The organism is Moorella humiferrea, assembly GCF_039233145.1.
In the GTDB taxonomy this organism is placed as follows: domain Bacteria; phylum Bacillota; class DSM-521; order Neomoorellales; family Neomoorellaceae; genus Neomoorella; species Neomoorella humiferrea.
The window spans coordinates 17372-40300 of the sequence record NZ_CP136419.1 but is presented as its reverse complement, the minus strand read 5'-3'; the positions used below and the strand labels follow the sequence as shown (position 1 = coordinate 40300).

The 22929-nt window shown below is 52.8% G+C and carries 24 protein-coding genes, 6 tRNA genes, 1 other RNA gene and 1 riboswitch; all 31 genes read right to left on the bottom strand.

The genetic code is table 11. The annotated features are described in order from the left end of the window. Positions 1-43: 43 nt before the first annotated feature. Positions 44-820: a polysaccharide deacetylase family protein gene (locus MHFGQ_RS00240; RefSeq protein ID WP_106004978.1), complete on the bottom strand. Its 777-nt coding sequence runs from the start codon at positions 818-820 to the stop codon at positions 44-46. A 93-nt stretch (positions 821-913) separates the two neighbouring features. Beyond that, positions 914-2209 carry a (Fe-S)-binding protein gene (locus tag MHFGQ_RS00235; RefSeq protein WP_106004977.1) on the bottom strand — a complete coding sequence of 432 codons (1296 nt, stop codon included), beginning with the start codon at positions 2207-2209 and terminating at the stop codon, positions 914-916. Positions 2210-2227: 18 nt separating this feature from the next. Continuing rightward, a complete protein-coding gene (locus MHFGQ_RS00230; RefSeq protein WP_106004976.1) occupies positions 2228-3586 on the bottom strand; it encodes an FAD-binding oxidoreductase in 1359 nt (452 codons plus the stop codon). A gap of 13 nt (positions 3587-3599) precedes the next feature. Further along, positions 3600-4994: an FAD-binding oxidoreductase gene (locus MHFGQ_RS00225; RefSeq protein ID WP_106004975.1), complete on the bottom strand. Its 1395-nt coding sequence runs from the start codon at positions 4992-4994 to the stop codon at positions 3600-3602. 323 nt (positions 4995-5317) lie between these two features. Beyond that, on the bottom strand, positions 5318-6238 hold the full coding sequence (gene fmt, locus MHFGQ_RS00220; protein WP_170066205.1) for a methionyl-tRNA formyltransferase: 921 nt from the start codon (positions 6236-6238) through the stop codon (positions 5318-5320). A gap of 194 nt (positions 6239-6432) precedes the next feature. Further along, complete coding sequence (locus tag MHFGQ_RS00215; protein WP_106004973.1) at positions 6433-7356, bottom strand: copper amine oxidase N-terminal domain-containing protein; 924 nt, start codon at positions 7354-7356, stop codon at positions 6433-6435. 92 nt (positions 7357-7448) lie between these two features. Continuing rightward, a riboswitch (cyclic di-GMP riboswitch) is annotated at positions 7449-7536 on the bottom strand. An 89-nt stretch (positions 7537-7625) separates the two neighbouring features. Further along, positions 7626-7904, bottom strand: coding sequence for a 4Fe-4S dicluster domain-containing protein (locus MHFGQ_RS00210; RefSeq protein ID WP_106004972.1), 279 nt, complete (start codon positions 7902-7904; stop codon positions 7626-7628). 14 nt (positions 7905-7918) lie between these two features. Beyond that, positions 7919-8512, bottom strand: a complete 594-nt coding sequence (locus tag MHFGQ_RS00205; protein WP_106004971.1) for a 2-oxoacid:acceptor oxidoreductase family protein — start codon at positions 8510-8512, stop codon at positions 7919-7921. Beyond that, positions 8502-9290 carry a thiamine pyrophosphate-dependent enzyme gene (locus MHFGQ_RS00200; RefSeq protein ID WP_106004970.1) on the bottom strand — a complete coding sequence of 263 codons (789 nt, stop codon included), beginning with the start codon at positions 9288-9290 and terminating at the stop codon, positions 8502-8504. Before MHFGQ_RS00200 ends, MHFGQ_RS00205 begins: the two co-directional genes overlap by 11 nt. Next, the gene (locus tag MHFGQ_RS00195; RefSeq protein ID WP_106004969.1) at positions 9290-10381 is read right to left on the bottom strand and encodes a ferredoxin oxidoreductase; all 1092 of its coding nucleotides are present in this window, start codon (positions 10379-10381) and stop codon (positions 9290-9292) included. Before MHFGQ_RS00195 ends, MHFGQ_RS00200 begins: the two co-directional genes overlap by 1 nt. Positions 10382-10407: 26 nt before the next feature. Beyond that, positions 10408-11112 (bottom strand): hypothetical protein, encoded by a 705-nt coding sequence (locus tag MHFGQ_RS00190; RefSeq protein ID WP_245907811.1) that lies wholly within the window; start codon positions 11110-11112, stop codon positions 10408-10410. A gap of 57 nt (positions 11113-11169) precedes the next feature. Then, positions 11170-11445: a pro-sigmaK processing inhibitor BofA family protein gene (locus MHFGQ_RS00185; RefSeq protein ID WP_106004968.1), complete on the bottom strand. Its 276-nt coding sequence runs from the start codon at positions 11443-11445 to the stop codon at positions 11170-11172. Further along, complete coding sequence (locus MHFGQ_RS00180) at positions 11435-11644, bottom strand: DUF2508 family protein (protein ID WP_106004967.1); 210 nt, start codon at positions 11642-11644, stop codon at positions 11435-11437. Before MHFGQ_RS00180 ends, MHFGQ_RS00185 begins: the two co-directional genes overlap by 11 nt. A 66-nt stretch (positions 11645-11710) precedes the next feature. Further along, on the bottom strand, positions 11711-12310 hold the full coding sequence (gene recR / locus MHFGQ_RS00175) for a recombination mediator RecR (protein ID WP_106004966.1): 600 nt from the start codon (positions 12308-12310) through the stop codon (positions 11711-11713). Positions 12311-12313: 3 nt separating this feature from the next. Further along, positions 12314-12622, bottom strand: a complete 309-nt coding sequence (locus MHFGQ_RS00170) for a YbaB/EbfC family nucleoid-associated protein (protein WP_422879831.1) — start codon at positions 12620-12622, stop codon at positions 12314-12316. Positions 12623-12645: 23 nt separating this feature from the next. Next, positions 12646-14298: a DNA polymerase III subunit gamma/tau gene (dnaX, locus tag MHFGQ_RS00165; protein ID WP_106004964.1), complete on the bottom strand. Its 1653-nt coding sequence runs from the start codon at positions 14296-14298 to the stop codon at positions 12646-12648. A gap of 92 nt (positions 14299-14390) precedes the next feature. After that, positions 14391-14655: signal recognition particle sRNA large type (gene ffs / locus MHFGQ_RS00160), an RNA gene on the bottom strand. Between the two features lie 21 nt (positions 14656-14676). Further along, a tRNA-Ser gene (locus MHFGQ_RS00155) sits at positions 14677-14772 on the bottom strand. 141 nt (positions 14773-14913) lie between these two features. Beyond that, positions 14914-15009: transfer RNA gene (locus MHFGQ_RS00150), tRNA-Ser, on the bottom strand. Continuing rightward, the gene (gene tadA, locus MHFGQ_RS00145) at positions 14996-15451 is read right to left on the bottom strand and encodes a tRNA adenosine(34) deaminase TadA (protein ID WP_106004963.1); all 456 of its coding nucleotides are present in this window, start codon (positions 15449-15451) and stop codon (positions 14996-14998) included. Before tadA ends, MHFGQ_RS00150 begins: the two co-directional genes overlap by 14 nt. Positions 15452-15474: 23 nt before the next feature. Next, positions 15475-15551, bottom strand: a tRNA-Arg gene (locus tag MHFGQ_RS00140). A gap of 12 nt (positions 15552-15563) precedes the next feature. Next, a tRNA-Arg gene (locus MHFGQ_RS00135) sits at positions 15564-15640 on the bottom strand. Between the two features lie 78 nt (positions 15641-15718). Continuing rightward, complete coding sequence (locus MHFGQ_RS00130) at positions 15719-16477, bottom strand: energy-coupling factor ABC transporter ATP-binding protein (protein ID WP_106004962.1); 759 nt, start codon at positions 16475-16477, stop codon at positions 15719-15721. After that, a complete protein-coding gene (gene cbiQ, locus MHFGQ_RS00125) occupies positions 16478-17290 on the bottom strand; it encodes a cobalt ECF transporter T component CbiQ (RefSeq protein ID WP_106004961.1) in 813 nt (270 codons plus the stop codon). 31 nt (positions 17291-17321) lie between these two features. Continuing rightward, positions 17322-18374 (bottom strand): energy-coupling factor ABC transporter permease, encoded by a 1053-nt coding sequence (locus tag MHFGQ_RS00120; protein WP_106004960.1) that lies wholly within the window; start codon positions 18372-18374, stop codon positions 17322-17324. Between the two features lie 203 nt (positions 18375-18577). Beyond that, positions 18578-18673: transfer RNA gene (locus MHFGQ_RS00115), tRNA-Ser, on the bottom strand. Between the two features lie 14 nt (positions 18674-18687). After that, a tRNA-Ser gene (locus tag MHFGQ_RS00110) sits at positions 18688-18778 on the bottom strand. 85 nt (positions 18779-18863) lie between these two features. Further along, the gene (locus tag MHFGQ_RS00105; protein WP_106004959.1) at positions 18864-19388 is read right to left on the bottom strand and encodes a DoxX family membrane protein; all 525 of its coding nucleotides are present in this window, start codon (positions 19386-19388) and stop codon (positions 18864-18866) included. 111 nt (positions 19389-19499) lie between these two features. Further along, entirely contained in the window at positions 19500-20156 is a 657-nt protein-coding gene (locus MHFGQ_RS00100) for a response regulator (RefSeq protein ID WP_106004958.1), read from the bottom strand. Continuing rightward, the gene (locus MHFGQ_RS00095) at positions 20153-21586 is read right to left on the bottom strand and encodes a sensor histidine kinase (RefSeq protein ID WP_106004957.1); all 1434 of its coding nucleotides are present in this window, start codon (positions 21584-21586) and stop codon (positions 20153-20155) included. Before MHFGQ_RS00095 ends, MHFGQ_RS00100 begins: the two co-directional genes overlap by 4 nt. A gap of 3 nt (positions 21587-21589) precedes the next feature. Further along, positions 21590-22873 carry a serine--tRNA ligase gene (serS, locus tag MHFGQ_RS00090; protein WP_106005085.1) on the bottom strand — a complete coding sequence of 428 codons (1284 nt, stop codon included), beginning with the start codon at positions 22871-22873 and terminating at the stop codon, positions 21590-21592. Positions 22874-22929 lie beyond the last annotated feature (56 nt).

The following is a 22929-nucleotide window of genomic DNA, read 5'->3' as shown; positions in this document are numbered from 1 at the left end:
ATTGTAACACACATCACCTTTCTGCAAAATATTTTTTCCAACCTCACTGCCCGGGATGCTGGACGCCGGCGTGGTCAATATAATAATCTCCCTTGATAATCAGTTCCCCCACCGGCACAACCTGGTAACCGTCGGCCTTGAGCCTTTCCAGCAGGGGACCCAGCACGTCGGCTGTATAGCGGCCGTTATTGTGGAAAAGGACGATAGACCCCGGCTTTATATTTTTCAATACCCGCTCCAGGATGGCCGTCGCCGTCATATGTTCCTGCCAATCAAGGGAATCTACATCCCATTGGATGACCCGGTACCCCAGGCGCTCGGCGGTCCGGATTACCGCATCGTTATAATCGCCGAAGGGCGGCCGGAAGAGTTCCGCCTTGTATCCCGTGATCTCCTGTACCTTCTTACTGTTTTCCTGGAGCTCCCGCTCCATTTCTGCCTCGCTCAAAGCGGTAAAATGGGGATGGGTGGCCGAATGAAGGCCGATTTCATGGCCGGCGGCGGCGATCTGTTTGGCTATATCGGGATATTTTTCCAGCCAGATATTAGTTAGAAAAAAAGTTGTACGCACATTATGCTGCTTTAAAGTGGCCAAAAGTTTCGGTGTATACTCGGCCCCCCACGTCGCGTCAAAGGAAAGGGCCACCTTTTTTTCCTTTGTGGCGACGCTATAAATGGGCAGCAGTCTTTTGCTCCGCCCAGCAACTGTGGCCAGGGGCTGATAATCGGCGAACCTGGCTCCCAGGTAAAGTCCGAGGAAAAATATAAATGCCGGAAGCAGGAAGTTTAACAACCGGCGTTGGCGCCACAACAGGATCATCTCCTCACCCCCCAAGATGATCCTATTCAGCCCTGCCGGGGTGTATGAAATAAAAAAGCCCCCTGCCGCAGGCAGGAGGCAAAATCTTTTTATCTAACCGGCCTTGGCGCCGCTTTTGGCCGACCGGTTCTGGTAGGCCTGATCTAAAAGCTGCATAACGTGGACGGCCCGGGCCGAAAGCTTGTGGACGTCCAGGCCGTGGGCCAACTGCATCAGGCAGGCCGGACAGGAAGTAGCCAGATATTGTGCTCCGGTCTTTTTAAAGTTGCCCATCTTGCGGGCCAAAATCCGCTGGGACAGTTCGTAATGGGTGACGTTATAAGAGCCGGCGCCGCCGCAGCACCAGTCGGCCTCGTTCATCTCTACAAATTTAACCCCAGGTATGCTTTTCAGAATCTGGCGCGGCTGTTCTTTGATCTTCATACCGCGGACGGCGTGGCACGGGTCGTGATAAGTCACCGTAGCGTTGACCGGCCCCATTTCTTTCTTAAACCCTACTTCCGCGAGATACTGGGAAGCTTCCCTCACTTTGGCAGAAAACTCCTGGGCCAGAGGACCATACTGGGGATCGTCTTTTAGGAGTTCGGCGTAATAATGGAGGCCGTGGGCGCAGCTGGCGCAGTCGGTTACTATCGCTTCGACATCATGGCGTTTAAAGGAATCCAGGTTTTCTTTGGCCAGCTTAATTTGCATCTCCGTCTCGCCGTAGGCTTCATGGGGAATGCCGCAGCAGTTAGACTCCGGCACCACCACCTCGATATCGTTTTCCTGCAAAACCCTCAATGTGGCTTCGGCGATTTGGGGGAAGAAGTTGTTCATCATGCAGCCGGCAAAATAGGCCACTTTGTGGCGTGGTTTTGCCGGTTTCTTTAAAACTTCCGGCAGGCGTTCCCTTAAAGTTCGGGCCGGAACGTCGGGAAGCAGTCCTTCGGCCTTACCCAGGGAGCCCAACAGTCCCAGAAAACCGGTATGACGGGCAAGCCACCTGGCGCCACTACGCTGGTAAAACCGCAGGGCTTTGGCCCCCAGGGTAAGACGTCTCTGCCTGGCCAGCACCCCGTGTAAAGCCATGCGGATGGGGAAGGGATTGCCGTTGGCTTTGGTAATCTCTGCCCGAGCGGCTTTTACCAGGGTATCGGTGATCACCGAGGATGGGCAGGCGGCGGCGCAGGCGCCGCAGAGAAGACAAGAATAAATATGGTGGTTTATCTCTTTCTCTTTTGTTAAGTCAAAATGTCCTTCCATGGACTGGCGCATTAAGCGATTACGACCCCGGGCCAGGGAGAACTCCTCTCCGGTCACTTTATAGGTAGGGCATACCTCTTCACAGAAACCGCAGCGGTTACAACGGACGATATCTTCTTCATACTGCCGAAATGTCTTTACCATTCCCTGTTCCTCCTCGCTTCAGGATACCGCCCTGCTGTTATTGGTAACATAGGCCAGGACCTTGCTGTTCGGAGCCATAATCCCCTTGGGGTCAAAGGCCGCCTTAATCCGGGAGAGCAATTCCATGATGGCCTTACCCCGTGCCTCGACCCAGCGTCGCGTTAAAGATAAGTCCTCAGTGTTGTCGACCACCAACAGGCCCCCCAGATTTTCTGCCAGGGAAGCCAGGGTATTCACTATCCCCTGGACACCGGCATAGGTTTCGGGCGCCGCATCCAACAAAATATGGACGTGGCCGTTGCCGAAATGGGAAATCAATGCCGAACCTTTACGGCTCCGGTCCAGTTCTTCCCGCGCCCGGGTTATAAATTCTTCCAAGGCCGTAAAGGGTACGGCCGCGCTGACCATTACTGCTCCCGTATTGCCAGCAAAAGCGGGGAACAACTGCCGGCGTGCCCGCCAGGCCGCTACCGCTTTCTCACCTTCGAGGATGCTGGCCCCGGAAAATTGTTTTTTAACATAGTCCACCTGGGTGTCTACCTGCTCGCGGAAGCCGCTATAACTGACAAGAACACCCGCCCCCTTGCCCGGCGGCTGCCAACCGGCCCGGGCCAAGACGGCCATGGCATTATCGTCCAGCAATTCCAGGGAGAGGGGCAATGTCTCATTGCGGATAATGCGAGCCGCCCCAATAGCTTCCTTCAACTGCTTGAAGGATAAAAAGACCGTCGTCTCTTTTTCCGGCACGGGACGCAGCTTCAACATGGCCTTGGTGATAATGCCCAGGGAACCCCACGAACCGGCAAGAAAACGGGTGTTGTCGTAATCCTGCACGTTTTTAACGGTTTTCCCACCGGTCCGAATAATTTCGCCGGTAGGTAAAACGACCTCCAACCCCAATATATGGAATTTAACGTCACCGTATCCCAGTTTACTGGGACCCGAAGCCCCGGCGGCTATACACCCGCCTACGGTGCAGGTATCCGGTTCAACAGGCTCAACCGGCCAAAAGAGGTTGTGAGTCCTTAATGTTTTCTGCAATTCACCTAAAGGAATACCTGCTTCCACATAAGCAGTCATATTCTCATAATCATATTCAATGATCTTGTTCATCCGGGTGAGGTTGATTACCAATCCCCCATTAAGGGATAACAACCCGCGCCCGGCCATGGTTCCGGCCCCCCAGGGCACTACGGGTAGACCCTCTTCTCCGGCAAGCCGCAAAATATCGGCTACCTGCCGGCTGTCCTCCGGATACACGACGGCTTCCGGAGCGGAATTTTTGCTTAAGCTGTGCAGGTTCCTTACTTCCGCATCCAACCGGCAGTTGTCGCTACCCACGATTTTTTCCAGCTTTTGAACGATTTCTTGCCGCATGCTGTCGTCCTCCTCAGGCCGCCGTATCGTTGTCCGGTACGGTTTTACCGGCATTCAAAATGTCGTAGGGATCAAAGGCCAGACGTTCCCGGCGCAGGAAATTAATTTCTTCCGGATTGAAGGCCCAGCGTACAAATTCCAGCTTGGCTAAACCAATGCCGTGCTCGCCGGAAAGGGTGCCTCCCAATTCCAGGGCCTTTTTAAACAGGGCGGCCCTGACTTTTTCCACCCTTTCCATTTGTTCTTTATTCCGCTCATCGAAAAGGACCAGGGGATGCAGGTTGCCGTCACCGGCATGGGCTAGCATGCCGATGGCCAAATCGTATTCCTTGCTTAAACGGTTCACTTCCTTAAGGATTTCCGGCAGTTTGGTTCGCGGTACGGTGGCGTCTTCCATATCATAGTTGGGGGCAAGACGACCGATGGCACCGATGGCCATCCGCCTGGCCGTCCATAGATCGTCCCTCTCCTTGGCGTTCTTGGCCAGCTTCACGTCAACAGCCCCTTTTTCACGGCAGATCTGCATGATCTGCTGGGCCTGACGGTCGAGGCCGGCATCCCAACCGTCCACTTCAATTAAAAGAATTGCCCCTGCCTCTATCGGCAGGCCGATGTGCAGCCAGTCTTCAACGGCATTGATGATTTTATTGTCCATAAGTTCCAAAGTACAGGGTATAATACCGTGGGCGATAATGGCAGACACCGATTCACCGGCGTCTTCAAGGGTATTGTATATTGCCAACATAGTGCGGTTGGCGCGCGGCGCCGGCGACAGTTTGCAGATTATCTTGGTGGCAATGCCCAGGTTGCCTTCTGAACCGATCAACAGGGCATTAAGGTTAAGCTCCTGGGCTATCGGTTCCACCTTGCCGCCTAGTTGTACAATTTCCCCGTTGGACAAAACTAGTTCCATGCCGATAATATAATCTTTGGTAAGGCCGTACTTAATGCCGCGCATACCGCCCGAATTTTCTCCCAGGTTGCCGCCCATGGTCGACACCTTCTGGCTGGCAGGATCGGGCATGTAAACCAGGCCGTAAGGGGCGACGGCCTTCTGCAACTCCATATTGGTCACGCCCGGTTCTACAACCGCCACGCGATTTTCCGGATCGATTTCCAGGATACGGTTCATCCTGGTCATGACGATAACTATGCCTCCACGCTGGGGCACGGCGCCGCCGCTCAAGCAAGTACCCCCGCCGCGGGGAGTCACGGGAATTTTTTTGCTGCTGGCCAGCTTCAGAATGGCCGCGATCTGCTGGGCATTCTGAACATAGACTACTACTTCCGGCGACCCGTAAACCAGGGAGGCGTCATACATGTAGGTATTTAATGACACTTTGGAGGTCAACACATTATCTTTCCCGACAATTCTTACCAATTCGTTCAGGGTTGATTGATCGATCATTAATTAACCCCTCTCCCTTCCCCTTTTTAAAAATCTTGACCAAGGCCATAATTTTATAGCTAACACCGCTTAAAACGGTGGACCCAGGGTAAGATAATAAAGTTTTTAGCTTCTCTTTTACCGCCCCCAGTCTATTTTGTTAATAATATCACAAAGAGTTAATATTCATTTATTTAAATCTATCAGTAGCTTTGAACAGGTGTCAAGAATTCTCTGGCTTATAAAACCCTTCAGGCCGACGAAAAAAAACCGGTCTGAAGGTCTTTCACCATTTTTCGTAAACTAGCTTCCTGTCTTATGGTCTAACCAGCAGACAGGAAAAATTACAGCAGTTCTTCCCCCTTTACGACTTCGGCTTCGGTCACAAAGCCTCCGGCCGGTATTTTTTCCATATTGCCGCCATACTGCACCCGCCGCACCAGGAGGGCTCCATCTCCAGTTGCTACGGCGAACCCTTCTTCAGGTATTACATCAATTATCCTGCCCGGTGCACCACACCCGCTAATGGGAGAGGCCTCCCATATTTTCAACTTTTCTCCCCGGAAGGTCGTCCAGGCCCCCGGGCTGGGGTTGGAACCGCGGATTAAATTGTAAATCTTCTGCGTGCTTTGCCGCCAATCAATCCTTACATCCGCCTCTTTTATCACCGGTTGATAGGAAGCCAGGCTTTCATCCTGGGGTACAGGGTTTGCCTTCCCTTCCCGGATCAAGCGGACGGCTTCGGCCACCATTTGCACGCCTAAGGGATAAAGTTTTTCAAAATATAGGGATTTCACCGTATCATCGGGATCGATGGCCACTTTTCGCTGCAGGATTATCGGTCCGGTATCGATGCCGGCATCTATTTGGTGGATGGTGACGCCCGTTTCCGTTTCACCGTTGATAATGGCCCAGTTCATGGCGCTGCCGCCACGGTATTTGGGCAGCAGTGAAGGATGATAATTAATGCCGCCGTGGGTGGCCAGATCGATCATGGCCTTGGGGACGATATCGGTTACAAAGGCCAGTACCAGCAAATCAGGTCTTAGGTTTTCAACCCATTTCAGGGCTTCCGGCTCCTTCAAACGTGCCGGCTGCAAGAGGGGCAGGCCGCGCTCCAGGGCCAGCTCTTTAACCGGGTTAGGCCCTTTTTGCCCCGGCCGGTCCGGTACGGTAAGGACGCCGACTACTTCTTCCCCCTGATCAAGGAGGGCCTTAAGGCAGTCTTTGCCAAAAGGAGCCTGACCGATAAAAACGATACGCAAAAAATTTTCCCCTCCCTTTTCCTTTACCCCTGCAGGGTAGCCAGGGGTTTCTCTTTCTCCAATTTTAATATATCCTTAACACATTGAACCTGTCAATGATTTTATGGGGCCGCCGTCCGGCCGCCCCATGCTTTACCTCCAGTTATTGCACAATAAAACCCCTCACCTAATAAGGCAGGGGTTTTATTGCCGCTTTAAGCGGCAGGTATTGAGGAGGTCGTTGGAACTGGCGCTGGATTGGAAGGAAGAGTTGTCGTACCAGTACTATTTGTATTGTCAGCGGTGGGTACTGTTTCCGTAGAGGTCGATACTTCTGTTGTAGTCGAATTGGTACTCGATGATGTTTCCGGAGCCGTTGATGTCGGTGATTCCGTCGTCTCTCCTGTACCTTCTTCAACATCAATATCGCCAGTTTCTATGTCGCTATCATTATTGTCGCCAACATCGATGTCGCCAGTGGCGTCATTATAATTTACTTTTTCTTTAAATACTTCACTTAAGAACCTCAAGGGCACAAAAGTACGGTTGCTAATTAATAGAGCCGGAACATCTAAATTCATTTTTGTTCCATTAACCGTTACTTCCGTGCTGCCAAGGATAAGTACTACGGTAACCCCATTTTTGGTTATGGTTACGGTATTGGTTGCCTCATCCCAGTTAACAGTTGCACCCAGGCCTTCCGTAACCGCCCTGACAGGGATCAGAGTGCGGCCGGATTTAATTACTGGCGGTACATCAAATTTTATCTCTTTATTTTTTACCCGAATCCGGCCTCGGAATTTTTCCAAACCTTCATTTTGGACTTCTTCTGTTATCTGTTCCCTTTTCCTATTTTGATCTTTTAGCCCCTTACTACTTGTAATCCCGGACTCTTCTTGCATCTCTCTTTCTTGCTGGTTCACTTCAGTTTCTAATTTGCTATCGTCTTTTAAATTGCTATCTTCCCTTTCAACCCCGGCGTTAACATAAGACCGATAATCAGTCTTCCCTGCGGCGGCCGCCCCATAATGGCTAGCTTTATGACTACTGTTACCCTTGCCCGGATAAGCGTAAGCTATACCGGCATATAAGAATAGGCCGGCCATGGCCACCACACCAATTAGTTTTTTGTACTTCATTCAACTTACCTCCTTCGAAAACTCCTAAAAAAATTAGACAACCCGCATTAACCGGAGTTGCCCATAATCGTTAGCCAATTACGTATGATTTACCCGGCAACCCGGCTGCCATGACCTGTTAAGGTTTTAGGCCCGTGGCTTTGCGCCCCTGCCTTTCGGTCAGGTTCGCCTTTTGCGGTTTTCATTAATATTAATCGTCACTTTTAATTATTTCTTGACCGTCGTGACCCCCGCAGGATGACGGCTTTCGCCGCAGGTTAGCCGGCATTTCACGATTGACCTGGAGTATCCCGCCCCCTGCCGTCGCGCCTTTCGATCCAGATAGCGGCATCGGGGCAAACGAGCTGGCACTTTTTACAGGCTATGCAGGGTTTGCCGTGACCGGGCTCTACCACCGGGGTGCCGAAGGCCCCCAGTTGTTTAGCCCAGCCGATAGTATCTACTGGGCACTTCTCGATACAGAGGCCGCAGCCCTTGCACAGGGCTGGAAACAGGTGAAATATCCCTTTACCGTTTTCTGTGGTAATGGCCTTAAAAACTGAGCTCAAAATCCTTCGCCCCTTTAAACATTCGTACGTTTACTGCTAACTCCTTGCTTCTGCCTGCCAATATCGTAGCCTCGCGCCAGGGCGCGGTAGTTTAGCTCCCTAAGATTCGGGTCCTGGGCAAACTTGTGGCCCAACTGGCGTTCCAGGGCCTGTTGTACATCTTCTACTTTCAAAAAACCCGTGATGCCTACCAGCACTCCCAGGATGATAACGTTAAAGACACGGGGATGCATTTCCTCCTGGGCTATGAATAGGGCCGGGACGGCCAGACGCCTCTGTTTTTCCCCGTAAACCCGCCGCACGTCGTCTTCCAGACCGCCCTCATAAACCAGTAAAGTCTTCTCGCCTACATACTGCCGTACCCGTTCCACGGCCCGGGTGCTCAAAGCTACCACTATATCGCCGGTAGTAAATTTAGGCGCACTCACCGGCTCCCTGCTTATCTGGACAAAGGCCACCGAAACGCCGCCCCGCTGCTCCACGCCGAAATTGGGGATATACAGGGCCTGGAAGCCGGCCCGATAGGACGCTTCGGTGATGATCTCGGCCGCCGCCTGCACCCCCTGCCCGCCTTCCCCGGCTAGGGCGATTTTAAGATTAAAGTCCACGGGGAGGCACCTCCCGCAAGCGTCCGGACGGTTTTTCGTCCGGCGTCCTGAATTCCCCGATAGGAAAATAAGCCGTCATTTCTTCTTCCACAAAACGCCAGGTAGCTGCGGCATTGGTGTGCCAGTTGGTAGGACAGGACGACAGGGCCTCGATAAAGGCGATGCCTCGGCCTTCCACCTGGTTCTGCAGGCCCTTCTGGATAAAGTTTTTTAACTGGACGATATTGGCGATGCTCCCCCGGGCTACGTAGGCCCCCGGCGGGGCGATGGCCGCCACCAGTTCCGGTCCCAGGATGGGCCGTCCGGTGAGGCCGGCGTCGCGGCCGTAGGGGGTTGTTTCCGTCTTCTGGCCCGGCAGGGTAGTCGGGGCCATCTGGCCGCCAGTCATGGCGTAAACGGTGTTGTTGACCACGATAATGGTCACCAGGTCGTTGCGGGCGGCGCTGCTGACCAGGTGCTGGGCGCCGATGGCGTAGGCGCCGCCGTCGCCCATGTAGGAAACAACTACTAATTCCGGCCGCGCCCGTTTGATGCCCACCAGTACCGGCGTAGTGCGGCCGTGGTGGGTCTGGACGGTGTCCAGGTTGAAAAAGTCCCAAGAAAGGAGAGAACAGCCGATGTCGCACCCGAAAATAGTGCGTTCCTGGATACCAAGGGCGTCGATGGCTTCGCCCAGGGCCTTGAGGACAATGCCGTGGCCGCAACCGGGACAAAATTTGTGGGGCTTGGTTTCCAGCCGCCAGACCCGGGGCATTTGCGGTTGGACGGCGATGGCCATTAGATCAGCTCCTTTTCATGGACAAATTCCACTATTTCTTCCAGTGTTATTCCCATTCCCGGGCGCAGGTACCCGGTGACCGGCGTAGATATACCGTAAAGCCCGGCCTGGACCTGTCTTTTCAGCTGGCCGTAGGCCGATTCTACCACCAGGATATGGCGGGCCCGGCCGGCCAGGGGCCTTAAAGGTTCCGCCGGAAAGGGCCGTAAGGTGATGGGGCGGAAATAGCCAGCTTTGTAACCCCTTTCCCGCAAGACGGCAACGGCCGCCCGGGCGGCCCGGGAAACGACCCCGTGGGCGATAATCAGCAGTTCGGCGTCATCGACGGCATATACGTCCCACTCCATCACCTGGGGCGCCACAGAATCGTAGGCCTTTATGGCTTTCATCAATACTTCGTAAAGCTCTTCTTCCAGGTTGTAGGTATTGCGCAGGTGGGCCGGTTCGCGTTCTTCTCCCGGCAGGCCCGGCAGACCAACCATGGGGCGGCACGGTTCCATAGTAATGCCCCGGGTTTCGGGATCAAAAATGGTTACCGGCTCCCGCATTTTTGATTGATATCCGTCCCCCAGGACAAAGGTGGGAAAACGATATTTCCAGGCGCTGTTAAAGGCTTTAATTGTATACAAAAACAGCTCGTCATGGGAAGAAGGGGAATAAACGATGCGCAAGCCCTCGCCGTTGCCGCCGAAGCAGGTGAGGTTTAGTTCCTGCTGGGAGTAGATTACCGTGGCCGTGGACGGCCCGCCGCGCTGGGTCACCACCACCACCGTGGGCAGGCGCATCATTTCGGCCATGGCCATGGCCTCCTGCATGAGGACGTTGCCCGGCCCTGCAGTAGCTGTAAAGGCCCTTTTTCCTGCTAATACACCCCCTACGGTGGCAAAACCGGCAGAAATTTCATCTTCTGTCTGGAGAAATCCGCGTCCGTATTTCGGAGCCATCCTCGTCCAATAGTGCATGATTTCATTTTGCGGCGTGATGGGATAGCCGTACATGATGTCGGCTCCGGCGGCCAGGGCCGCCCAGGCCACCACTTCGTTGCCGGTCATAAAGGCCCGCTCCTCGCCTGTAATGGGCCTAGTTGCCATATAAAAACACCTCGTCGTATTAATTTTCACCAGAATGCCCGGGGCATGAAGCGTTTAATCGGCCGCAAGGGATTACCGCAGCAATCCTGCGTACCCATAAGGGGGACCAGGTCAAACATTACGGCCGTGGCCACTACCGGAAGGTTCAACTCCCTGGCCGCGGCGGTTACCTTCCTTGCCCCGGCCTGGATGAGTTCCACCGTCGTTGCCTCGCCCCGATGGGTGTTATTCAACAACCCATCCACCCGTCCTAATGAACGGACGTGGTCAATAATATCTTCTACCGTAGCCGTTGCTGGCCGGGCCGTATTAATTACCGCCAGGATTTGCAGTTCAGGGGAAGTAGAAACTCCCTCCAGCAAATTAAGTATTTTGGCTCCGGCCGTGCCGTAGCCGGCATCGATGATTACGTCCCCTTCCCGGTACAGGGCCCAGCGGACGGCCGGGTGTAAGATAGTCCCCGCCTCACCCCAACCGGTCACCTGCCCCGTCTCCCAGGCTAAAACTTCTATCCCTATTTCTTCCAGCTCGGTTTTTAAAGGACGAAGGGTATAACACGGTTCTACGGTATCCAGATCGGCAAGGGTGACCCGGCGCCCCTGCTCCCGTAAAAAAACGGCCCGGTTTACGGCATTCTCCGATTTGCCGCTGCCGTACTCCCCTAAATATGCCTCGACTATCCGCGTCTTCTTCATTCCGGTAGTTATTATGCTTCCGTCCCCAAATTGCATACTAAATCCCCAAAATAAAAAAGCCCGGCTTTAAACCGGACGTAATCCTTTTAATCTCTAAGATCCCAGGACCAGGCGCAGAAAGATCAGTAAAAGAAGGCCGGGCAGGCCTAAAAAACCGGCGATTATGACGGTAAGCCAGTTCAGGGGGATGAAAAAATTAAAATGGGCACCGAAAAAATTGAAAGCCCAGAGGAGAAGGAGACCGAAAAAGGAGTTAATAATAATCTTAAAGACCCACCGTAGGGGTTTTAATAAAAGGCTGCCTACAAGATAAAAGAGAAAAAGCAAAAATATTCCCGCCAGAATCAACTGGACAACATCAGCACCCATATTCTCCACTCCTTGCCAGCTTCCACAGGTACATATATTTCCGTTCCGCAGCCTCCATCATGTAAATTGCCTGATCGACCAAATACGGATCGGTTACCTCGGCGAAAAGCCGCTCGGCCGCCCACCATTCTTCCTTAGCTTCTCTGATGGCATCGGCCAGCTGTTCTAACTTCCCTTCAAAAGCCCCCTTCTGCTGCATGCGGTACCCTCCCCAACTGCCCTTTGCCTATAACATATGCAGCTGGGAATAATTTCTTGCCTGTTTTTATTCCATCTCGCGGCGGCCGCTGAAGGCCCGGGCCAAGGTAACCTCGTCGGCATATTCTAAATCGCTTCCCACCGGCAGGCCGTAAGCAAGACGGGTAACCTTCACAGCCAAAGGCTTTAACAACTTGGCCAGGTAAAGGGCGGTAGCCTCCCCTTCCACATCAGCATTGGTGGCCAGAACTACTTCTTTAATTTTACCGTCGTGCAGGCGTCGTAAAAGCCCTTTTATTTTTAACTGTTCCGGCCCGATGCCGTCCACGGGTGAAATGGCTCCCTGCAAAACGTGATATAAACCCCTGTACTGGCGGGTCTTTTCCAGGGCTACTATGTCCCTGGCCTCCTCCACCACACAGATAATGGTTTGATCCCTCTCGGGATCAGTGCAAAGATGGCAGGGATCCCGGTCGGTCAAGTTGCCGCATACAGAACAGTAATGGATTTTCCGGCGTGCCTCAAGAATGGCCGCGGCCAAGCTTTCCGCTTCCTCCGCCGGTGCGTTGAGGAGATAAAAGGCCAGCCGCTGGGCAGTCTTAGGTCCCACTCCCGGCAGTTTGCCCAGGGCCGTAATAAGTTTGTTCAAGGAATCTGGATAAAACATAGGTTAAAACCCCGGCAGGCGCATGTTTCCGGTAATTTTACCCATTTCTTTGGCCACCATTTCCTGGGATTGGCGCAGGGCTTCATTGACGGCAGCAAGGATGAGATCCTGCAGCATCTCAACATCCTCGGGGTCGACGGCATCCGGATCGATTTTAATGCTCACTATTTCCTGGCGACCGTTGGCCGTCACCACTACGGCACCACCACCGGCGGCGGCCTCCACCGTTCTTTCTCCCAGTTCGTCCTGGAGTTTGGCAATCTGGGCCTGCATCTTTTGCATCTGCTTCATCATTTTGTTGAGATTGTTCATGCCCACGTTTTGTATCCTCCCTTTCAATCTTTAATCTCCACTTTATCGGGACCGAAATATTCTACCAGTTTGTCCAAAACTTCTTGACTCGCCCTTTGTTCAATCGGGCTCCCCGCCGTAATATTTAGTTTAAAGGGACGGCCGAAAACCTTGGCCAGAACTTTTTCCACCCTCTGCCTATTGGCTTCTTGTTCCAGCATACTCCGATGAAAATCCGTTCTTACCTCCAGGGTAAGGGTATCTTCTACAACGGCTATGGGTTCCCCCGCCCGCAGATATGCCTGAAGATGCACGCTCTCCCGCCGGGCTGCCGCCAGGACTTCCTGCCATCTTTGTCGCACGGCAGTCAAATCCAACAGCGGAAACGGTTCTTTTTTGCCGGCGGTACGTACTTCTTCACCCTTTCTCCGGTCCAATTGTTGCGGGTTCCGCCGGTTTTGTTCGTGAAGAGAACCTGTTCCGGCCGTCGCAGCCTCGCCCATCGACCCGGACAATCTTTTTCTGCCTGAAGGGCTACCTTCCAGGGCGGCCAGACGTTTTTCCAATTCATTAACACGGCGGATTAATTCATCCAGGGAAGGACCAGGGGAGAGGAGAAAGCCGGTTAAAGTCATCTCCAGAAGGATGCGCGGCTGGTTGTTCCAGCGAAGACCGGCAACACCTTCCTGCAGCCGTTCCATAAGTTCCAAAAGGCGCCGGGAAGTAAATTTTTGAGCCTGGGCGACAACCTGTTCCACTTCTTCCGGTAAGAGCCCGGTAAACTCCCCCGCCCCGGAGTCCATTTGCAGAAGCAGCAGGTTACGGGCATGTTCCAGGAGATCTTCCAGAAGCCGCTGGGGCTCAATTCCCGAACCCAGGGCTTCGTCAATGAGGTGCAGCATTCTTTGGCTTTCACCGGCAGCCAGGGCGTCCGTGATGGCCAGCAGAGTATCCAGGCGGGCCGTTCCCAGGACGGTGGCGACCTGTTCCGCGGTAACGATGTTGCCGGTACTGGTCGCCAAGACCTGGTCCAGCAGGCTTAAGGCATCGCGTAAACCCCCGGCAGCCTTCCGCGCCAAAAGGCTTAAAGCCGCCCCTTCAATCTGTACATTGTTGGCCTCTGCTACCTGCTGCAGGCGCCCGGTGATGGCGGTAGCCGTCAAGGGGTGAAAGTCAAAGCGCTGGCAACGAGAAAGGATGGTCGGCAGTACTTTGCGCGGCTCAGTGGTAGCCAGGATAAAAAGGGCATGGGCCGGCGGTTCTTCCAGGGTTTTCAGGAGGGCGTTAAAGGCCTCCGGCGTCAGCATGTGGACTTCGTCGATGATATAGACTTTATAACGACCCTCCACCGGTCCTAAAGGAATCTTTTCGATCAATTCCCGGATTTCATCGATGCCGCGGTTGGAAGCGGCGTCGATTTCCAGGACGTCGAGGGAATTGCCGGCATTAATGCGCAGGCAATTGGGGCACTCGTTGCAGGGTTCTCCTTCCCGGGGAGCCCGGCAGTTGACGGCTTTGGCCAAAATTTTGGCCGTGCTGGTCTTACCCGTACCCCGGGGTCCGCAGAATAGGTAGGCGTGGACCAAACGCTGGCTACGCAGGGCGTTGAGCAGGGTGCGGGTGACGTGTTCCTGCCCCACTACCTCGGCAAAGGTACGCGGTCGCCACTGCCGGTATAAGGCCTGATAGTGAACCACGATTTCCTCACCTTCTTCCGGTGAAGGCAAAATGAATATATAAAAAGGGATTATTCCCCGCTCGAATAATCCCTTTTTGTCTCATTAGGTGACCGTGCACCCACTGTTGAACATGGCCTCCGGGCGTTACCGGTGCAGGTAACTCCAACCAGGCACTCCCGCGGCACCCGAGGGGGCTCACTTACCGCTGCTTCCTCCCGGACCTGACGGGGTTCATGAGTCCTCGTCGCGCAGGACCCGGTTATCTTCGCCCCTTACACCAGCCGGACCCCACAGGTCAGGCCCGCCAGTGGGACTTCGACCCCGCTATAGCGGTTTGCGGGTTACAGGGCACCGCTACCTCCCCGTCTAGCACGGTCAAAGCTATAAAAATTAAAATGGCGGAGAGAGTGGGATTCGAACCCACGAGACGGGTTTGTGACCCGTCTACTCGCTCTCCAGGCGAGCGCCTTCGACCAACTCAGCCATCTCTCCGCGTCAAATTTAGCGTTTGTTGATATAAAAATTATACAGCCACGGGCGGCCGAATGCAAGCCGCATCAATTGAACAAGTCAAGTTATTTAAGTTAAAGGGGAGGGCCTTTATAACGGCAACACCCCTTAATTAACTTTTTCTGGCGGAGAGAGTGGGATTCGAACCCACGAGGCGACCTCTTCAGCCGCCTACTCGATTTCGAGTCGAGCGCCTTCAACCAGCTCAGCCATCTCTCCGCACTTCTTGGAAAAAACTTTTTATTAACTGCCGGCATTCGTCCTCACGAATGCCGGAGATAACCTCCAACTGATGGTCAAAGTGGCGGTTTTCCACAAGATTAATTACGGAATCGACCGCCCCGGCCTTAAAATCCGGAGCACCGTATACCAGCCTCTTTACCCTGGCCTGGACCAGGGCACCGGCACACATGGGGCACGGTTCCAGGGTAACATAGATGGTCACCCCATCCAGCCGCCAGTTGCCCCGGCTTCGGGCTGCTTCCCGCAGAGCGATTATTTCGGCATGGGCCGTTGGATCGGCCCACGTCTCCCTGCGGTTGCCGGCCCGGGCGATGATGCGGCCCTCTTCTACCACCACGGCCCCTATGGGTACTTCTCCCAGCTCAAGGGCTTTAAGGGCCTCGGCCAGGGCTTCCCCCATATAGAAATGGTGGTCCACATGGGACCCCCTCACTGGTATTCTGGTGCGCCTGGAGGGACTCGAACCCCCGGCACGCGGTTTAGGAAACCGCTGCTCTATCCACCTGAGCTACAGACGCACGAATAAAAAATGGCGCGCCCGGAGGGACTCGAACCCCCAACCTCCTGGTTCGTAGCCAGTTACTCTATCCCGTTGAGCTACGGGCGCATAAATTTTTTCAGTTGCAGAGTTTATTGTAGCAGAGATAAAAGGGTTAGTCAAGGGTACCTAATTTATTCTCAGGAATCAGTCTTTTTTTGCGCCGCAAACCGGACATCCCAGTAAACCCAGAGGTAACTCCAGCCCACATTCCTCCATCAATGCGGCATCGCTAATAATTTTCTCTGTCCGGCCGTCAGCCATTATCCTCCCGTCCTTCAAAACAATCGTTCTTTCGCAAAGCTCAAAAACCATGTCCAGATCGTGGGTAGCAATTATCTTCGTATGGGTAAAACCTTTTAGGAGAATTATTAAACGGCGCCTTGAGCGCGGATCAAGGGAGGACGTCGGCTCATCCATAACCAGAATATCAGGGTTCATGGCCAGAACTGTGGCGATGGCAGCCGCACGCTTTTCACCGCCGGAAAGCTTGTACGGAGGTCTATCCTTTAAATGTAGAATTCCAACGGTGTCGAGGGAGGCAACTACCCTCTTTTCAACCTCTTCCTCGGGTAATTTTAAATTTCGCGGTCCAAAGGCTACATCATCATAAACGGTAGGCATAAATAACTGGTCATCCGGGTCTTGAAAAACCATCCCCACCCTTTGTCGAATCAAAGGCAGTGTTTTCCTGGTTACTGGTATTTCACCTATCCTGATCTCTCCTTCCTCCGGAAACAGTACCCCGACCAGGTGCAACAACAAAGTCGACTTGCCCGCACCATTGGCCCCAATAATCGCTACGGACTGCCCATGGGTAATCCGGAAAGCAACTCCGTTCAAGGCCTGGTGCCCATCGGGATATTTATATTTTAAGTTAATCGCTTGTATAATATGGTGGCTCATTTATTTCTTTGCTCCCATCATTAACCATCCCAGTATCTCCGAAATATTGTACCGGCGAATTAATATAAAAGCTAAACTCCATCCGGCGAGGTACAGGAGGTCGCCGGCGCTAATTCCTTTTTCTCTACCGGTATGGTATTCTCCTGCAAATCCCCGACAGCACATCGAACGGTAAACGCGTTGGGCCCTTTCCATGGACTTGATAAGTAAATGTCCCGTTAAAGGACCCCAATCCCTGAATTTGATGCCCTTTTCACCCGCAGAGCGTAACGAATAGGCGCGTACCATTCTCCCAGCTTCCTCATCCAATACCGCTATATACCTGTACGTTAGCAAAAGCTGGGTAATAAACACGCCGGGTATTCTTATTATTCCTAGTGCCGAAGTGATTTTCGGCATCCCGGTAGTGGCGACAAGAATAAGGGCCGCAGTTATTGTCAATATGCCTTTAAGCAATATTGAAAAAAAAGAAATCCAGCCCCCCGAAACGACAATCCATGGCAGTACCAGTACGGGAGTTTTATCATATATAGGATTAAAAATACCTATACCGATTATAAAAGGCAAAGCAGGAATCACCCTTTTAAAAATGGGGACTGCGGGGATATCTGCCAATGCCATAATAATAACGGGATAGAAGATAAGAGGAAGCATACTGCTTAAATCGTAATTATTAAAGGAGACGGTTACCAAAAGATAAACGCCTGTTGTTAATAATTTCATAAGGGGATGCACGTTGTGGATAATAGATTTTTTTGCTGCCAATTCATCAAGGAATCTTATGTTATAAAATGCCGGTACCGGATCGGCCATCGCTATCAAAAACCCCTTTTACGCTTTTAATCTAAACAAACCTCTGCCCTTTTCCTCTTTTAACCGTTCTTATTATAAGGCCTGTTGCTGCTGCCAAAATTAGGGTCATTGCCCCGCCGACCAGTCCCGATACGCTGGTACCTGCATCTACAGCCGGCCACATACCTTCGTCCCCCAGCGCGCCCCCAGCCGCTTCCCCGGCATTATTTTTAAAACCGTAGTCAGGGAAAAAGGCAATTTTTTCCTGAAGGTAAGCCAGGGCTTGATGAACGCCATCTGGTGCTTCGAGTTCCTCTTTACCGGTAGCATTAAGCAGGGACCATTCTAGCCCGTCTGGATATGTCGAGGCAAACCAGGAAAAAACACCACCGGTTATAACGGCCGCGACGGCAAGGACGGTAAGGACTTTTTTGATGGTAATACCGCCCAGCAACTCCCCCGTCGCCGCCTTCTCCAATATTTCCGGGCGGGTTTTCCAAATGTAGGTAACCACGGCAGCGGTGATGAGGCCTTCTACCACACCGATGGCAAGGTGGATGGGCTGCATTAACATGACAAATGTGCCAAAGGGCAAATTCGTAATACCCGATAGAAGGGTTTCCAGGACGACGCTAAATGAACCGAGTTGCAGGCCGACTATTGCCGCCAGCAATGAGCCGGCAAATATACGGCGGGTCGTGTAACCTCTGCGAACCATAGTTTTATAAATCAAGGGATAGGCAATAAAACATGTATAGAAGCCGAGATTGAATATGTTACATCCCATAGCAAGCAGACCACCGTCGGCAAAAAACAGCCCTTGAATGATTAATACGGAAGCCATGGTCAAAAAACCGGCATAAGGGCCCAGGAGTATAGCCAGAAGCAGTCCTCCGCCCAGGTGGCCGCTGGAACCGGTACCGGGAATGGTAAAGTTAATCATTTGGGCCGCAAACACAAAGGCGCCCAGCACCCCCATCAAAGGCACCTTTTGTTCATCCAATTCCCCCTGTACTTTTTTTATTGAATAGGCGGCTACTCCTGCCGTAACCGCCCACATAGTGCCGCCTACGGCGGGTGAAAGGAGAGCATCTGCCATATGCATAACCTTTACCTCCTAATATTTTAAATTAAACAACCGGGCCCGGAATTAATTTGGGTAGAAAAAAATAAACCATGGAAGAGTCGTTATGACCTCCATGGTCATATTGCAACCTTCATGGTTGCCCTTAAAAAAAATATACAACAAGTTATATTCAAGCGCAAGCAAAAAAATAAAACCGGAGCCCTTGGCACCGGTTTATTTTCTGGCGGAGAGAGTGGGATTCGAACCCACGGTACAGGTTTTAGACCCGTACAATCGCTTAGCAGGCGATCGCCTTCGACCTACTCGGCCATCTCTCCACGCTTTTTTCTATTGGCGGAGGGGGTGGGATTCGAACCCACGGTGCCCGTAAGAGCATCACTGGTTTTCAAGACCAGCTCCTTAAACCGCTCGGACACCCCTCCTTATAACTCGCAAGGTTAGTATAACACAATCCCGCCCTACTGTCAATTAAAGCCCCGGCTTTAAACCGGGGCTTTAAATTTTTACTTATGACTTATGCGCCGCGGCCGGCTCGCCCAGCTTTTCTTTGTTACGCTGCCAGTAATTCAATACCAAGCGATCAATGCCGTAATAGTAAGCGGAACTCCCGGCCAACAAGAGGAGGATGGCTACCGTGTACAGTACCGGATTGGTGCTGGCGCTACCGGCAAGCATAAAATTGAGGTTCATAAAAGCGCTTATGAACAACGAAAATACCGTAGCCGCACCCAGGATGAGGGCAATACCCGTCAAAATTTCGCCGATAACTACCAGCTTGGCAAACCACGTATAATGGCCGCCGTTTAATAAAGAACGAATAAATGCTTCATACCAACCGTACTTGATGGCCGGAGTGGTGTTGGGCAGAGCGCCTACGGCCTTGGCCCAGAAACCCTTCAACGCTTCGCCAGTCTGCATCCATTTCGGATCGGGAAATTTATGCAGACCGGCCTCCAGCCATTGCCAACCCAACCAAATACGCAAAAGCGTCCACACAATGCTGAAGCGCTTATCGCGTAAAATGGTACGCATCTCCCTTCTCTCCCTTCGTGATAGTTTCCATGTTTACTATAACCCAAGGGAGAGGGGGAACAAATTAGGAGGCGATCCTATTTTTCTTCTCGGTTCTAAAACCTAGATGGCCTATAGTTTTAGAATACCCTTTTTAATGGCATACTTAACGAGTTCTACCCTGTCATGGAGCCCTAACTTCTGCATCAGGTTGGCCCGATGGGCCTGAACGGTTTTGACGCTTATAAACAGCCGCCTGGCTATCTCGGCATTGGTAAGGCCTTCCGCGACAAGGCGCAGGACCTCCATTTCCCGTTCGGTCAATTCTACCTCGCTACCGTCATTCTCTTCGCCCTGCGGTAAACCTTCCTGCAGGCCCTCGACGACCTGGCGGGCAATCTGGGGATCGAGATAGGCCTCCCCTTTTGCAACAAGGCGAATGGCCTGGGTGAGTTCTTCAATACCTGCCCTTTTTAAAACATAACCCTTGGCGCCGGCACTTAAAGCGCGAAAGATTAGGTGGCGGTCGTCAAACATGCTTAAAACTACTACTTTCAATTCCGGTCGCCTTTGCAACAGTTCTTTAGTCGCCTCTATCCCGTTGGGGCCATTGCCCAGCTGCAGGTCCATAACCACCACTTCCGGTCGGACTTTGTCAACCTGTTCCATCAGTTCGGCGGCGCTTCCCGCTTCCCCCGCAACTTCGATATCATTTTCTTTGCTAAGAAGGGCACGCAGACCCTCCCGGACAACGGCATGGTCGTCGACCAGCATCACGCGGATGGTCATGGCCTTCCTCCCTGTTCATCACCGCCGTAAGGCAGCCAGAAGGTTACGGCCGTCCCCCTGCCGGGTGAAGATTCGATGTCCAGCCATCCCCCGGCCAGGGCCGCCCGCTCATTTAGGTTTTTAAGCCCATGACCGCCGCCGGGGGCCGTCGTCAAAAAGCCTTTACCGTTGTCGGCAATTTTGACCCTAAAGCCGTCGCTTTCCAGATCGATATCCACCCATACCTGGCTGGCCCCGGCGTGACGGGTTATATTGCTTAATATCTCAAGCATCATGTAGTAAAGGTGTTCCCGCTGTTCGCCGTCCAAAACGGCAGCCCTGTTTCCCCTGACCTTAACTTTAATGTCGCCTTTCACGAAGGCTTCCCCCATCACTTTATCAACTAAGGCCACGGGGTCGGGGGGAAGTTCTCGCCCCAGGTCCAGCCCGGCAAGATATTGGCGTAAATCAGCTATTACCTTTTCTGCCTGTTGGGAAAGCTCAAACATCCTGGCGGCGACCTTCGAGGGTTCGTCTGCCAGGAGGAGACGACAGTGTTGCAACCCTAAGGCCAGGGCATAAATGGATTGTATAATGCCGTCATGGAGGTCACGCCGGATCTTTTCCCTTTCCCGCCATATCATTTCCCTTTCCCGGGATTTTTCGCGTTCATACCTTTCTTCGGCGTCGTACACGTCCAGAAGACGAAAAATAAAAAAGGCCACCAGAATGCTGCTAAAGATGCGCAGGGCCTGGGCCGGCAGTCCCAAACGCATCATAAAATCGGTATTAAAGACGTTGGCGGGGAAAAAGGGAGCCGGAGGTACGAGAAGCCCGCCGCCGACGGTATAAAGAAACAGAGCTGATGCGGCGCCATTGAGAAAGAACTTCAAGGATTTTTGCCTTAAATGGCGCAGCTCGTCCCCCTGGGCCAGGATGGCCAGGCCACTTATCAGCGCCCCCGGGGTCGCTAGCATATAACGGGCGGCAATTTCTATCAGAATAAACCAGACATTGACATCCCTATTTACGCCGGGAAAGGTAAGGGCGGCATAAAAAAGCCATCCCCCAAAGGCCGCGATAGGTATAATTTTTCTCCAGGAAGGCCAATGCCTGATATCTCCAAGGAGATTGACGCCAAAATAAAGCAGAAAAAGGTATGATAAACCCAGGAGCAGGACATGCCCCCCGTTAAAAATAATACCCCTAAATGTGCGGCAGTCTTCCATGACAACAGCGGTAGGTATAAAGTTGTATCCCCACTCCACTATACCGTGGAATATGCCGAAAAAGGCCAGGCAGGGCAGACACCTGCCCAGGCGCAAATTGCTCCCCCGACGGGCCTTCAGGAGGATGCCGAAGCCCATGAGAAAAAAGGAGAGGCCGTATATAAAGAACAGTAAATTCCACTGCCAGTTTTCCTTGGTCAGAAAGTGGAGGGAGGGGTTCATTTTTTAAGCCCCTTCCGGTCGGATAACCTCCAGACCGCCCATATAGTGCCTTAAGGCTTTGGGTATAATGACCGAACCGTCTTCTTGCTGGTAGTTCTCAAGGATGGCCGCCACCGTGCGCCCTACGGCAACCCCTGATCCGTTTAAAGTATGAACATAGCGAGGTTTTTCCTTTGGGCTTGGACGAAAACGGATGTCGGCCCGCCGCGCCTGAAAGTCCTCAAAATTGCTGCACGAGGATATCTCCCGGTAAGTACCGGCGCTGGGCAGCCACACTTCCAGGTCGTAGGTTTTGGCCGCCGAAAAGCCGAGGTCCCCGGCGCAGAGAACCACTACCCGGTAGGGAAGGCCCAAAAGCTGCAATACTTCTTCGGCATCCCGTGTCAGTTTTTCCAGTTCTTCATAGGATTCTTCAGGCCGGGTAAATTTCACAAGCTCTACCTTGTTAAACTGGTGCTGGCGGATAAGACCCCGGGTATCCCTTCCGGCAGCCCCGGCTTCGGCCCGGAAACATGCGCTGTAGGCCACGTGATAAATGGGTAATTCTTCACCGTTTAAAATCTCACCCCGGTATAAATTGGTAACGGGCACCTCGGCAGTTGGTATGAGATAGTAATCTGTGCCCTCTACATGAAACATGTCCTGGGCAAATTTAGGCAACTGGCCGGTACCGATCATGCTGGCACTGTTGACTAAATAGGGCGGGAAAATTTCCGTATACCCGTGCTTTATAGTATGAAGGTCCAGCATAAAGTTGATCAGCGCCCTCTCCAGACGCGCCCCCGCACCGCGGTAAAAAACGAACCGCGCCCCGGCCACCTTACTGCCGCGCTCAAAATCGATGATCCCCAGCCTTTCCCCGATCTCCCAGTGGGGCCGGGGTTCAAAGTCGAACCGGGGTATATCGCCCCAGTGGCGTACCGTCTTGTTATCGGCGTCGCTTTGTCCATCAGGCACAGTGTCATGGGGAATGTTGGGTATCCTCAAAAGTTCTTGCTCTAGCTCTTCCTCGACGGCGCGAAGTTCTGCATCCAGTTCTTTAATGCGGTCGCTGACCTCGCGCATGGCGACAATTAATTCCTCGGCGTCCTCCCCCTTCTTTTTAAGGCGGGCAATTTCTGCCGAAACCTGGTTGCGTTTGCTCTTTAAAGCTTCGGCCTCCACCAAGATGCTGCGCCGCCGCCCGTCAAGTTGTAAAAACCTCTCCAAACCGGCTTCCAGACCCCGGCGGGCCAAGCCCCGGGCCACCTTTTCCGGTTCCTGACGTATAAATTTTATATCCAGCAAAATATCGCTCCCCTTTCTTTTTATGGTGGATAATCCTGCCACTATTATGCCACGTT